This window comes from Castellaniella sp., from assembly GCF_036379515.1.
In the GTDB taxonomy this organism is placed as follows: domain Bacteria; phylum Pseudomonadota; class Gammaproteobacteria; order Burkholderiales; family Burkholderiaceae_B; genus Castellaniella.
On record NZ_DASVGN010000008.1, the window covers coordinates 85,813 to 96,956 of the forward strand.

The 11,144-nt window shown below is 60.5% G+C and carries 15 protein-coding genes and 1 tRNA gene; 3 read left to right on the top strand and 13 right to left on the bottom strand.

Going from position 1 to position 11,144, the window contains the following annotated elements; translation table 11 throughout:
- The first annotated feature begins 25 nt into the window (after positions 1–25).
- Positions 26–811 (top strand): enoyl-ACP reductase FabI, encoded by a 786-nt coding sequence (fabI, locus tag VF285_RS02480; RefSeq protein WP_346951031.1) that lies wholly within the window; start codon positions 26–28, stop codon positions 809–811.
- A gap of 164 nt (positions 812–975) precedes the next feature.
- Here the strand turns inward: fabI and VF285_RS02485 are convergent, their stop codons facing one another.
- Positions 976–1,263, bottom strand: coding sequence for a BrnA antitoxin family protein (locus VF285_RS02485; RefSeq protein ID WP_346951032.1), 288 nt, complete (start codon positions 1,261–1,263; stop codon positions 976–978).
- Positions 1,250–1,516 (bottom strand): BrnT family toxin, encoded by a 267-nt coding sequence (locus tag VF285_RS02490; RefSeq protein ID WP_346951033.1) that lies wholly within the window; start codon positions 1,514–1,516, stop codon positions 1,250–1,252. The genes VF285_RS02485 and VF285_RS02490 overlap by 14 nt, the downstream gene beginning before the upstream one ends.
- A gap of 388 nt (positions 1,517–1,904) precedes the next feature.
- Between VF285_RS02490 and VF285_RS02495 the strand changes: the two genes are divergently transcribed.
- Positions 1,905–2,162 (top strand): type II toxin-antitoxin system RelE/ParE family toxin, encoded by a 258-nt coding sequence (locus VF285_RS02495; RefSeq protein ID WP_346951034.1) that lies wholly within the window; start codon positions 1,905–1,907, stop codon positions 2,160–2,162.
- Positions 2,095–2,400 carry an addiction module antidote protein gene (locus VF285_RS02500; RefSeq protein ID WP_346951035.1) on the top strand — a complete coding sequence of 102 codons (306 nt, stop codon included), beginning with the start codon at positions 2,095–2,097 and terminating at the stop codon, positions 2,398–2,400. The genes VF285_RS02495 and VF285_RS02500 overlap by 68 nt, the downstream gene beginning before the upstream one ends.
- A gap of 113 nt (positions 2,401–2,513) precedes the next feature.
- Here VF285_RS02500 and VF285_RS02505 read toward each other — a convergent pair whose 3' ends face one another.
- The 11 genes from VF285_RS02505 to glyA form a co-directional block, all read right to left on the bottom strand.
- Entirely contained in the window at positions 2,514–3,296 is a 783-nt protein-coding gene (locus tag VF285_RS02505; RefSeq protein WP_346951036.1) for a DUF4351 domain-containing protein, read from the bottom strand.
- A 366-nt stretch (positions 3,297–3,662) separates the two neighbouring features.
- A complete protein-coding gene (locus tag VF285_RS02510; RefSeq protein WP_346951037.1) occupies positions 3,663–5,912 on the bottom strand; it encodes a flagellin in 2,250 nt (749 codons plus the stop codon).
- A gap of 117 nt (positions 5,913–6,029) precedes the next feature.
- Positions 6,030–6,338 carry a type II toxin-antitoxin system RelE/ParE family toxin gene (locus VF285_RS02515; RefSeq protein ID WP_346951038.1) on the bottom strand — a complete coding sequence of 103 codons (309 nt, stop codon included), beginning with the start codon at positions 6,336–6,338 and terminating at the stop codon, positions 6,030–6,032.
- Entirely contained in the window at positions 6,335–6,634 is a 300-nt protein-coding gene (locus VF285_RS02520; RefSeq protein WP_346951039.1) for a YlcI/YnfO family protein, read from the bottom strand. The genes VF285_RS02515 and VF285_RS02520 overlap by 4 nt, the downstream gene beginning before the upstream one ends.
- Positions 6,635–6,676: 42 nt before the next feature.
- A complete protein-coding gene (locus VF285_RS02525) occupies positions 6,677–7,009 on the bottom strand; it encodes a hypothetical protein (protein WP_346951040.1) in 333 nt (110 codons plus the stop codon).
- Positions 7,010–7,084: 75 nt separating this feature from the next.
- The gene (locus VF285_RS02530) at positions 7,085–7,666 is read right to left on the bottom strand and encodes a Panacea domain-containing protein (protein WP_346951041.1); all 582 of its coding nucleotides are present in this window, start codon (positions 7,664–7,666) and stop codon (positions 7,085–7,087) included.
- A gap of 150 nt (positions 7,667–7,816) precedes the next feature.
- Positions 7,817–7,907, bottom strand: a tRNA-Ser gene (locus VF285_RS02535).
- A gap of 53 nt (positions 7,908–7,960) precedes the next feature.
- Positions 7,961–8,581 (bottom strand): riboflavin synthase, encoded by a 621-nt coding sequence (locus tag VF285_RS02540; RefSeq protein ID WP_346951042.1) that lies wholly within the window; start codon positions 8,579–8,581, stop codon positions 7,961–7,963.
- Positions 8,582–8,656: 75 nt separating this feature from the next.
- On the bottom strand, positions 8,657–9,820 hold the full coding sequence (gene ribD / locus VF285_RS02545) for a bifunctional diaminohydroxyphosphoribosylaminopyrimidine deaminase/5-amino-6-(5-phosphoribosylamino)uracil reductase RibD (protein WP_346951043.1): 1,164 nt from the start codon (positions 9,818–9,820) through the stop codon (positions 8,657–8,659).
- Positions 9,801–10,268 carry a transcriptional regulator NrdR gene (gene nrdR, locus VF285_RS02550; RefSeq protein WP_346951044.1) on the bottom strand — a complete coding sequence of 156 codons (468 nt, stop codon included), beginning with the start codon at positions 10,266–10,268 and terminating at the stop codon, positions 9,801–9,803. Before nrdR ends, ribD begins: the two co-directional genes overlap by 20 nt.
- Before the next feature lie 36 nt (positions 10,269–10,304).
- Positions 10,305–11,144: serine hydroxymethyltransferase (glyA, locus tag VF285_RS02555; RefSeq protein WP_346951045.1), on the bottom strand; the 840-nt coding region annotated here is incomplete at its 5' end.

Genomic DNA, 11,144 nt, shown 5'->3' on the forward strand with positions numbered 1-11,144 from the left:
AATTTACTTACAGGACTCACACATCATGGGCTTTCTCTCCGGCAAACGCATCCTGGTGACCGGCGTACTTTCGAACCGCTCCATCGCCTACGGCATTGCGCATGCCTGCCGCAAGCAAGGCGCCGAACTGGCCCTCACCTACGTGGGCGAACGCTTCGAAGAACGCGTGCGCGGCTTTGCCAAAGAACTGGACAGCGACATCGTCATCCCTTGCGACGTCTCCGACGACACGCAGATCGCCAACGCCTTTTCTGCGCTGCGCGAACGCTGGGACGGCCTCGATGGCCTGGTGCATTCCATCGGCTTCGCCCCGCGCGAAGCGCTGGAAGGCGATTTCCTGGACGGCATGACGCGTGAGAACTACCGCATCGCCCACGACATTTCGGCCTACAGCTTCCCGGCCCTGACCAAGGCCGCACTGCCGCTACTCGAAGCTCGCAAAGGGTCCGTGCTGACCTTGACCTACCTGGGCGCCGAGAAAGCCATCCCCAACTACAACATGATGGGCCTGGCCAAAGCATCGCTTGAAGCCAGCGTGCGCTATCTGGCCCGTTCACTGGGCCCCAAAGGCCTGCGCGCCAACGGCATCTCGGCCGGCCCGATCAAGACGCTGGCTGCCAGCGGCATCCACGATTTTTCCAACATGCTGAAATTCGTGGAAGCCCAGTCGCCTCTGCGCCGCAACGTCACGACGGAAGACGTCGGCAATGCGGCTTCGTTCCTGCTATCCGACCTGGCAGCCGGCGTCACCGGCGAGATCCTGCACGTGGACTGCGGATTCTCGATTACCGTGCCGGGGATGGAAGGCTAATCGTCCCACCCTGGAATAGCTTGAGTGCATGCGGAACGAACCACGCCCGCTATCGCCGCACGCCCGTTATAGGGCCTGACCTCGTTTTCAGGAAGCTCCGTGGAAGACAACACTGCCCGATGAATCAGAACGGCCCCTCAATCACTACCGCACTGGGGCCACGATCACAGCTGCCCCGACTTCACCGCCTTCCGCAACAGCGCGTTGACGCGGGTCTGCCAACCTTTACCCGACGCTCGCAAGTGTTCGAGCACATCCGCATCGACCCGCATAGTCATGGCTGGCCGGCGAACAGTGACAGGCGGACGACCCGGTCGGCGCACCGTGGACCTCACCGCCTCCCATTCGTCGTCAGTAAAGGGGAGCGAATCAGGATCTGACATCGCAGCCTTGGTGATTGCCGCATCTTCCTCGGATGTCGGCGAAATGTGTCCTGCCTTAAGCTTTGGCATAGCGTCTTTCCTCCCGATGATTGGCCTTGCGCAAACTGATCATGCGTCTGCCACCATCGCGATCCACAAACACCGCGTAATACAGCCGTTGCCCGATATAGCCAATGGCTGCCATGCGCTGCTCTCCATAATCACGTCTGAGATCGGGCCAGATCACGGCTCCCTCCCACTCCAGATTGGCTCCCACTGCCAGCGATACACCATGCTTGGCCTGGTTGCTGGCATCCTTCTCAAGATCAAAGGTGATCCGCATGGTTTATTGTATTTACTTTTATTGTGGACGCAAGCACCCCACCGGGGCACCGTCGACGAAGCCATGTCAAAATCACGCCGCCATCGGCGTACGACATTGGGCGCCGCTGCCTGGCTCACCGCATACAGGCTGCACGGCAACGCGATCGATCGGGTGCTTGGGGGTCTGGCATGAAAAGGGCATCCACACAGAAGAATGCTCATTGTCCGTGCAATGGCTGGCGGCTTCCAGCTGGCAGATCTGCCAATGGACAGCATCGTCATGCCGGGAAGTGCCGCTATAGTTTCCCATTTTCGAAGGACAACTTGCCGCCACTGGCCGGCAAGCCACTGTTTGCTTCAGGTAAAGGTACCTTGATCGGCTGTGAACAGTCGATTACACTTCAGTCATGTACATAGTCAAGCAAACGCCTGCCTTCGAGGCGTGGCTAAGCAACCTGAAAGACAGCTTGACCCGCATCCGTCTCGGCAAACGCCTGGACAAGGTGCAGCGTGGCATTTTGGGCGATGTCGGGCCTGTCGGTGAAGGTGTCAGCGAAATGCGTGAGCACTTTGGCCCAGGTTTGAGGATTAAATATCATGACCAAGACCACAAAAATTTCCGAACTGCCCGACTTCGACCTGGCCGAGCATCTGAAGACGGATGAAGATATTGCCAACTACCTGACGCTCGTCCTGGAAGACGACGACCCGGCTGAGCTTTCGCATGCTCTAGGCATCATTGCGCGCGCTCGCGGTATGACCGAAGTCGCCCGGGCCAGCGGGCTGACGCGTGAAGCCCTGTACAAGGCATTGCGCCCCAGCGCCAAGCCTCGGTTCGATACCATTGCTCGGGTCTGTGGGGCGCTAGGCGTGCAACTGGTCGCTCGTCCAGCACACGGGTGACAGGCATCGCCACCTAATCAAGTCCTGCCCCCATTACCCACCTTGTACATCAGATGCACGCATAGCTCTGCGGCATCTAAGGGCCGCAGCCGTTAATCCGTTATAGTGCACGATCAGTCGCGAAACACGTCGTCCAGTTCAGTGGCGTCCACAAAATTCAATGACCAGGTTTCCAGTTGCGAGGCCTTCGCCGAGTGGATGCGCTGAATGATGTTTTCAGACAACGGGCCGAAACGGCGCTGGATCTGACCCAGCAGCAAATTGGCCTGTCCCTCTTGCACTCCCTTTGCCATCCCGTAGCGTTCGGCAATCGTCACATAGCTCATCTTGTGCTCCTGCTCCAGCTGCCGGGCAGCCAGGTGATATTCGATTTCCAGCGCGGACGCCAGCCCGATGACCCATTCCACCAGCCGCAGCAGCTGGCCAATTCGCTCCCGCGAATAACCGTAGTCATACAGCCGCCGGGTCAGGCCGATCAAGGGCGCCAGCCGCGTGGCCTTGTCCGGATGACCCGAGGCCTGCAACTGCGCCATGATCATCACCGCAAAGGGGTTGACCGGTGCCAGGCGGTCCAGTTCATCCCAACGGTCGCGCCACGCCTCCAATTCTACAATCGGAAAGGTAAAAAGGGTCTGCTGATTCAGGAAGCCGTCCTGGTACGACAGGCTGGTGGCCTGCAGCTCCTTGTCCAGGAAGACCACAGAAGTCGACCAGTCGATCACGGCATGCAGGTCGGGGGCGAGCAGCCTGAGCGCAGGTTCGAAGTAGATCTCCAGCGCCTCCTTCCAGGGACTGTCGTGGTCGTCGGCCACGGGGCGCGCCACGCCTGGCAGAACGGCATTGCTCTCGGGTGGCTGCGCGGCCACGCGATCGATCGGGTGCTTGGGGTCTGGCATGACAAGGGCATCCACACGGAAGAATGCTCATTGTCCAAGCGGTGGCCGGTCGCTTCCAGCTGGCAAATCCGTCGATAGTCAGGATTGTCATGCCGGGACGGTCAGGCATACTGTGTGTCGACCAGATCTTCCGACTGGCGCTGTTGAGAGTGTCGGGAATTTTGTGGGCGAGGCGGTTTGGCACCGTTCAATCCCTGGCCTCAGTGAACCGTTCACCGAACAGGATGGCGAACTGATTCACGGCCGCATTCGGCCCATGCCGGGTGCACCATAAAAAAACGCCTCGTCCGATCTGGATGAGGCGCCAAAGGCTCGGGGTTTTCCGCTTCCCTGTCAGTTGGCGGAAAACCCGAGAAATACTACGGATTAACGCAGCAGGCTCAGCACGGTCTGCGGCACTTGGTTAGCCTGGGCCAGGACGGAAGTACCGGCCTGTTGCAGGATCTGTGCACGCGTCATGTTCGAGACTTCCGTCGCGTAGTCCGCGTCTTCGATGCGGGAACGAGCAGCCGTCAGGTTGGTGACGGTGTTGTTCAGGTTCGCAATCGTGGATTCGAAGCGGTTCTGGACGGCACCCAGGTCACTGCGCATCGAGTCAACCTGAGCCAAAGCCGAATCCAGCGCCTTCAGCGGATCAACAGTCTTCTGAGTGGCAGTAGCTGAGTTCAACGTCAGCGCACCGCTGGCATCTGCATAGACCAGGCTACCTGTGCTATTGGTGACGTTGCCGTTGGATTGAGCGTAGTACTTGGTGGTAGTGTTGGCTGCCGTCGTTAAGCTATCCGCCGCGCCCACGTATGCCGCTTGGTCATTCTCTGTAGTCACCAGAGCTGGCGAAGCACCTGTGGTATCAGTGTAGACCGGGCTACCGCCAGACGTTTTCACAGCACCGCCTACGGCGACGGTGTAAACAGCCGAAGCGTCACCCTTCAAATCAACTGAACCCCCTGCAGCACCCAATGCGGCGGCCATGGTCGCCGAGGAAACGCCCGAGATATCGATCTTACCCGCAGTACCCGTTTGCGTCGCGGTAACACCATTGAATTTCAGGGTATGAGAACCGGTGGCCGTTGCGAATGCCGACAAGCTCGCATAGTCAGCCGTAAGTTGGCTGCCACCCGCTGACGAGTCATAGATACTTCCAGTGCTATCAACATACCCCGTGGTATCAGTCGTCCCATTATTGAGCGTAACCTGAACACGCTGGCCAGCAGGGACATTCAACAGCCCCTTCAAATCACCACTTGCTGCGGCAGTGGCACCGTAGGTACCGGCATTATCAATGAAGATGTTAGCAGTGCCGCCGGTCAAACCAACCTTGCCGCCAGTTGATACAGCCCCAATAACGTCTGCGGCCGTAGCAGCACGGTTACCTGCCATCTGAACGCTACCACTCGTCACATGGAAGAGCGTGCCATTGGCCGTGGCGCTGAAGTCCTGCGTGCCAATCGCGTTATTGAGATTAGCAGCGGAGATGCTGGCGCCCGTCACCGAAATGTTCCCTTCCGTAGCAGTGGTACTTCCGGCGAATGTCACCGTAGTGCCACCTACCGTCAGCGTCGACTGAACAGCTGCAGGAACTCCGAGTTGTTTCCCGTTCGCAGCCAATCCGTCCAAAGTTGCTACTGGCGGCGACCCTGCGGCATTCTGCGTCAGGTTCCCAGTACCATCCAAATACAACGCACTGCCATCCTGCGCCGTAATCGTACCGGCTGAATCGATCGCGACACCAACGCTCTTTCCGCCAATGGTGATCGTGCCACTGACCGTATTGCCCGCTTGCGGAGTCAGGTAGCTTTGCAGCGAGGATGTAGCAACGCCGGTGGCATCAAAGGAGTAGGACTTGCTGGTGGCGTTATAGGTGTAGTTGCTGCTTGCCGCTTGACCCAGACCTGTGTTGTTGCCTGTGTAGCTGACCGTATCGCCGGTAGCCGCTACCGCACCCAGCACGTCGCTGGACTTGGCAGCTGTGTTGTTCGTGGTCTTGGTGTAGGTGGTGCTGCCATCGAAATTGGGAGCCGCACCGGCAGTGAAACCATCCGCCGTGAGGTTCGTGGCCGTCGCCTGCGTGTTAGCAACCGACCCAGCGTTGTTGACGTTGAAGCCTTGCAGGCCCAGCGTCTTGGCGGTGATCTGCTGCAGGTTGATGTTGATGGTCTGGCCGTCGTTGGCACCCACTTGGATGGCGAGCTGGTTGTTGCTGGCCAGGACGTTCACGCCATTGAACTGCGTCTGTTGTGACACGCGGTCGATTTCGCCCAGGCGTTGCTGAATTTCAGCCTGGATGGAATCCAGGTCAGATTGCGAGTTCGTGCCGTTGGTGGCTTGCACGGACAGTTGGCGGATGCGCTGCAGGTTGTTGTTGATTTCGTTCAACGAACCTTCAGTGGTCTGCGCGATGGAGATGCCGTCGTTGGCGTTGCGCGAGGCTTGCGTCAGGCCGTTGATGTTGGCGGTGAAGCGGTTGGCGATGGCCTGGCCGGCGGCGTCGTCCTTGGCGCTGTTGATGCGCAAGCCGGAGGACAGGCGTTCGATCGCCGTGCCCAGAGCCGACTGGGACTTGCTCAAGTTGCCCTGGGCCACCAGGGACAAGTAGTTGGTATTGATGACAGCCATGAAAGACTCCTAAGTGTTTATGGCGATGGTCTTGCGTGCCCAGGACGACAAATGACTTCCTGTTCCGACTCGTTTACGGAGCGGGTTCCAGGAACTTTAGGATTCGGCGACGTGCCGCTAGTGATAGTCGGATTCACGCTGACGGCGCACCGCAAGAATGGTGACATACGCCTGTGGCTCGATCTCAAACAGGGCCACGTACCCCGAAGACCCGAAGGGGATGACCAGTTCCCGCAGATAGGGGTTGTGGCTGATCGCCTTGCGGCAACTGAACGGAAAGTACTCAAGCAGTTGCATTGCGCGTTCAATGCTTTCCAGCGCCCGCTCTGCAGTTTCAACGTCCGGCGGGTCCTGGTCCAGCAGGAAGTCATACAGCCGAAGCAGGTCGGCCCTGGCTTCCTGTGTGAACCGCACCCGAAAACTCATGGGGCGTGCCGTCGCCGTGCTGATTCCAACTTGGTGTGCAAATCGTTCAGCACGTCGGCTGCTGACACATAGACACCGGTTTCGCGGGCTGCGTCCCGCGACGCAAGCCCCCGTTGAAGAAACTCGGCCTGAGCCTCCCGGCAACCGACCTCTTCGCGCACGGCATGCTCGATAAGCTGCGAAAGGGTTTCACCTTCGGCCAGGACACGTTCTGCTGCACGCCGCAATTCTGGCGCCACGCGTAGGGAGGGTAAAGTCGCCGTCTTCATGGGGTGCACCTGGTTTTTGCGTTGCATATGCAATGCATGGTTCATAGCCTACCAGAAACGGTGACAGGATTACAGCCCCAACACGTTCAGGATCTCGTCATACGTCCTGGGTAACCTGTCAGAAAGGCGGAAACCGTTGCGTATCTTCTGCAGCAATGCCGCAGAGCAGGCTTGGTGAGCGATCCACACACCCTCTTTGACACGCTGCTCTACTTCAGCGGCCGGATAGATTCGGGGCACCCGATAGTAGATGTAGCTGTCGCGTACAAGAAAGGGATGATCGCCCGGGCGAACGACACAGGCACTGTCGTAGGGCAATTCTGGTTTGATCGACGTAAAGCTCACCAGGATCACTTGGGGAGCGGCGCCATACCCCTCAATGGCCACAGGGCCTAGGGACACAGCGAATAGGTGGTCGCCCGTCGGCCCGGAAGGAATCAATAGGCACGAACCAGGCTGACACACCCATCTCACGGACTACCCCAACGTGGAATTCAGTATGGCCTGCTCGTTGAGGTGCGTGATTGCAGAACGCACCCCGACATCGCTGTACCCCAGCTCACGAAAGAGGCGCCCCATCGGGATAGGGCGGCTTGATCCGTGTGGGTCTTCCCACTCTGGACACCCCTGGGTGTGCGTATAGCGCACGAGCTCGAACTTTTCCATGTGCCCAAATTTGGCCCATGTGTCGCCCAGCACGGACAGATCACCAGCACTCAGTTCGAGCAGATCTTGTTGCGGAGTGCGGATCATGCTCGGATCACGCAAGGCAATGTCGTAACCTGCGCGCCCTTCGATCCAGTCTGCCCAACCACCCCGCACGGACTCGTCTGCCGCCCCATTCATCAGGTTCAGCGTGTTGGAAAGAACTGGCCCTTTCGGCATTGAGACCAGCTTGTCGCCTGAAATCGGCTCGCCATAGCGTTTCAAAGACTCACGCTCGGCCAGATACATGAGCTTCATGAGCTTGAGAAGTGGCAATCTGCCACCCGCTTGGTGCAGGAGAAAAGCCGCAGCCTGCGCGGTCCGTCTTTCATTGAACAGGGTAGGGTAGCTCATTCGTAATACCATTCATGTGCTGGCAATAGCCGCGCCCAAGTGGCGGTAGACGAGTTCAGCTTTCGTCTTGCTGCTTTTGAAGTTTAGCATTCAGCCCATAAAAAAATGAAAGCCCACCGTGACGATACTGTCACGATGGGCTTGGAGTCCTGGCGGACAAGAGGGGATTCGAACCCCTGATACGCTATGAACGTATACACGCTTTCCAGGCGTGCGCCTTCAACCACTCGGCCACCTGTCCTGCACGTCTACGCGGGGTGCGCGCAAACGAAAGTCTGCTATTTTAGCAGATGATCAGCGTCGTGCGAGCCCGCCGACCATGCGCTCGACATACCGAGCAATCATGTCGACTTCAAGGTTGACGGACGAACCCACTTCCAGACCCCGCAGCGTGGTGACCTGCACGGTATGCGGGATCAGGTTGATGGAAACTTCGGTGCCCTCTTCCTGATCGTCGACGCGGTTCACGGTGAGGCTTACACCGTTGACGGTGAGCGAGCCTTTGTAGGCCAAATATTTGGACAGATGTGCCGGCACGATGATGCGCAGCTCGGTGGATTCACCCACGGGCTCGAAGCAGGTGACCTGCCCTACACCGTCGACGTGGCCCGACACCAGATGACCGTCCAGGCTGTCGCCCATGTGCAGCGCATGTTCCAGATTGACCTCGCCTGGCTGGTTCAGGCCGCAAGTGCGGTCCAGGCTTTCGCGCGACACATCCACGTCAAAGGCGTCGTCCTGCAGCTCGACCACGGTCATGCAGGCACCCTGGATGGCGATGGAATCGCCCAGGCGTGTCTGCGCCAACGGCAGGCCACCGGCCGCAATATGCAGACGCACGCCAGCATCGGTCGTCTCGGCCAAGGGGGCGACAGTCAGAATGCGGCCCACGGCCGCAACGATCCCAGTAAACATCAGAACCTCATCAGGAAGTGAGCGCCCCTTCTGGCAAACCTGCACATCAGCGTGCAAGCCCAGCCAACGGTACGCCTAGGCAGGCAGCCCGCAAGCAGCCAGCAAGGCCTGCCAATGCCCGGGCTGGCGCATGCGCAGGCGGAAATCTGCTCCACACTGTACTGCATCCAGGAACTCGTACCGCGGCGCGGCAGACAGATCCTGGACCGGCGCGGGCAGCACGGCCAGGCCCGGGCCGGCCCCGAGAATCGCCGAGGCCACGTAGCCCACCCACTCGTCCACGAGATCGGCCGCCAGCAACGCACCCTGCAAGTGGGCGCCGGCTTCGACGTGGACCTCGTTGATTTCGTGTTCACCCAGCCAGCGCATCAGCGCGGGCAGCGACAGCCGACCCTGATCCTCGGGCAGCGTGACGACCCGCACGTTGCGAGCGGCCAGGCGAGCGGCCTTGGCCACATCTGCATGCGCCGTGAACACCCACAGGGAGCCGCCATCCACGATGCGGGCATCCTCGCGCAGGCAAAAATGCGTATCCAGCACGGCACGAATGGGCTGCCGGGGCGTACCGACCGCCCGCACGGTGAGCTGCGGGTCGTCAGCCGTTACCGTGCCGATCCCGGTGAGCACCACGCACGCGCGCGCACGCCAGCGATGACCGTCCGCGCGCGCCGCCTCGCCCGTGATCCATTGCGAGCGGCCATCCGGCAAGGCGGTATAGCCGTCGAACGACGCGGCCGACTTGATGCGGACCCAGGGAGTGCCGCGTGTCATGCGGCTGCAAAACCCCGGGTTCAGGGCCAGCGACTCTGCCGCGAGCAAGCCTTGATCCACCCGGATGCCGGCCGCGCGCAAACGCGCAATACCCCGACCGGCCACCTGGGGGTTGGGATCTTGCAGGCCCACTACCACGCGCGCCACACCGGCACGTATCAGCGCGTCGGCGCACGGCGGCGTGCGGCCCTGGTGGCTGCAGGGTTCGAGCGTGACGTACGCAGTGGCACCCCGCAGATCCACGCCTTGTCGAGCCGCATCGTGCAGGGCCTGGGCCTCGGCGTGGCGCCCGCCTACCTGCTGGGTAAAGCCTTCGGCCAGCCAATGGCCGTCACGCACCAGCACGCAGCCCACACGGGGGTTGGGATTGCTCAGGAACAGGGCCTGTTCGGCAGCCGCCAGCGCACGCCGCATCCAGCGGTGGTCTTCGGGTGAAAACCCAGGCGAATCAGCGGCCGTTGTCGTCATGCACACGAAACTCTTCGATGGCCTGGACGAACTCGCGGATGTCTTCGAAGCTGCGATACACCGAGGCAAAGCGCACGTACGCCACCTGGTCGAGCCCGCGCAGTTCTTCCATGACGAGCTCGCCCACGTAATCGGAGGGGACTTCACGCTTGCCGCTGGTGAGCAGGCGTTCTTGAATGCGCGCCACGGCCGAATCCAGGGCGGCCGCGCTCACCGGGCGCTTGCGCAAGGCAAGCCCCATGCTGGCGCGCAGCTTGTTGGGGTCAAAATCGGCGCGGGCGCCGTTGCGCTTAACCACGGCAGGCATCATCAGATCGACCCGCTCGTAGGTGGTGAAGCGCCGATCGCAAGCCACGCAGCGACGGCGACGCCGGATGGTGTCGCCTTCTTCTGAGACCCGGGAATCGATGACCTGGGTGTCGGCACAGCTGCAAAACGGACACTTCATGGCGCGTCGGGCGCACAAGGCGCCCGTCTTTAAAGATCAGCCGTAGACCGGGAAGCGCTTGGTGAGCTCGTCGACCCGCGCACGCACCTGGGCGATAGCTGCTTCGTCGTTGGCATGCTCGAGCACATCGGCGATCAGGTTGCCGGTGAGTTCGGCTTCGGCCTCTTTGAAGCCGCGCGTGGTCATGGCGGGCGTCCCCACGCGGATGCCGCTGGTGACGAAAGGCTTTTCAGGGTCGTGCGGGATGGCGTTCTTGTTGACCGTGATGTGCGCTTGACCCAGCGCGGCTTCAGCCGCCTTGCCCGTCAGCCCCTTGGCCCGCAGATCAACCAGCATCAGGTGGCTTTCGGTGTGCCCGGAAACAATGCGCAGCCCCCGCTTGACCAGCGTTTCGGCCAGGACTTCGGCGTTCTTGAGCACCTGCGCAGCATAGGTCTTGAATTCAGGTTTCAGCGCTTCTTTGAAGCACACGGCCTTGCCGGCGATGACGTGCATGAGCGGCCCGCCCTGGAGGCCCGGGAAGATGGCCGAGTTGATGATCTTGGCGTACTGCTCTTTCATCATGATGACCCCACCCCGAGGGCCGCGCAGCGACTTGTGCGTGGTGGTGGTGACGAAATCCGCATGTGGGAAAGGATTGGGATACACGCCCCCCGCGACCAACGCGGCATAGTGGGCAATGTCAACCATGAACAGGGCGCCGTTGTCGTGCGCGATGCGGGCCATGCGCTCGAAATCGAAGCGCAGTGCATACGCCGAAGCCCCGCCCACGATGAGCTTGGGCTTGTGTTCGCGTGCCAGGGCTTCGAGATGGTCGTAATCGACGACTTCGTGATCGTCGAGCCCGTACGAAATGAAGTGGTAGAGCTTGCCCGA

Coding starts and splice junctions, on each gene's coding strand:
- VF285_RS02500 (WP_346951035.1), top strand. CDS start 2,095: ATGACCAAGACCACAAAAATTTCCGAACTGCCCGACTTCGACCTGGCC.
- VF285_RS02520 (WP_346951039.1), bottom strand. CDS start 6,634: ATGCAACGCAAAAACCAGGTGCACCCCATGAAGACGGCGACTTTACCC.
- nrdR (WP_346951044.1), bottom strand. CDS start 10,268: ATGAAGTGTCCGTTTTGCAGCTGTGCCGACACCCAGGTCATCGATTCC.
- VF285_RS02540 (WP_346951042.1), bottom strand. CDS start 8,581: ATGTTTACTGGGATCGTTGCGGCCGTGGGCCGCATTCTGACTGTCGCC.
- VF285_RS02490 (WP_346951033.1), bottom strand. CDS start 1,516: ATGCGGATCACCTTTGATCTTGAGAAGGATGCCAGCAACCAGGCCAAG.
- VF285_RS02485 (WP_346951032.1), bottom strand. CDS start 1,263: ATGCCAAAGCTTAAGGCAGGACACATTTCGCCGACATCCGAGGAAGAT.
- VF285_RS02510 (WP_346951037.1), bottom strand. CDS start 5,912: ATGGCTGTCATCAATACCAACTACTTGTCCCTGGTGGCCCAGGGCAAC.
- VF285_RS02515 (WP_346951038.1), bottom strand. CDS start 6,338: ATGAGTTTTCGGGTGCGGTTCACACAGGAAGCCAGGGCCGACCTGCTT.
- ribD (WP_346951043.1), bottom strand. CDS start 9,820: ATGACGACAACGGCCGCTGATTCGCCTGGGTTTTCACCCGAAGACCAC.
- fabI (WP_346951031.1), top strand. CDS start 26: ATGGGCTTTCTCTCCGGCAAACGCATCCTGGTGACCGGCGTACTTTCG.
- VF285_RS02505 (WP_346951036.1), bottom strand. CDS start 3,296: ATGCCAGACCCCAAGCACCCGATCGATCGCGTGGCCGCGCAGCCACCC.
- VF285_RS02530 (WP_346951041.1), bottom strand. CDS start 7,666: ATGAGCTACCCTACCCTGTTCAATGAAAGACGGACCGCGCAGGCTGCG.
- VF285_RS02495 (WP_346951034.1), top strand. CDS start 1,905: ATGTACATAGTCAAGCAAACGCCTGCCTTCGAGGCGTGGCTAAGCAAC.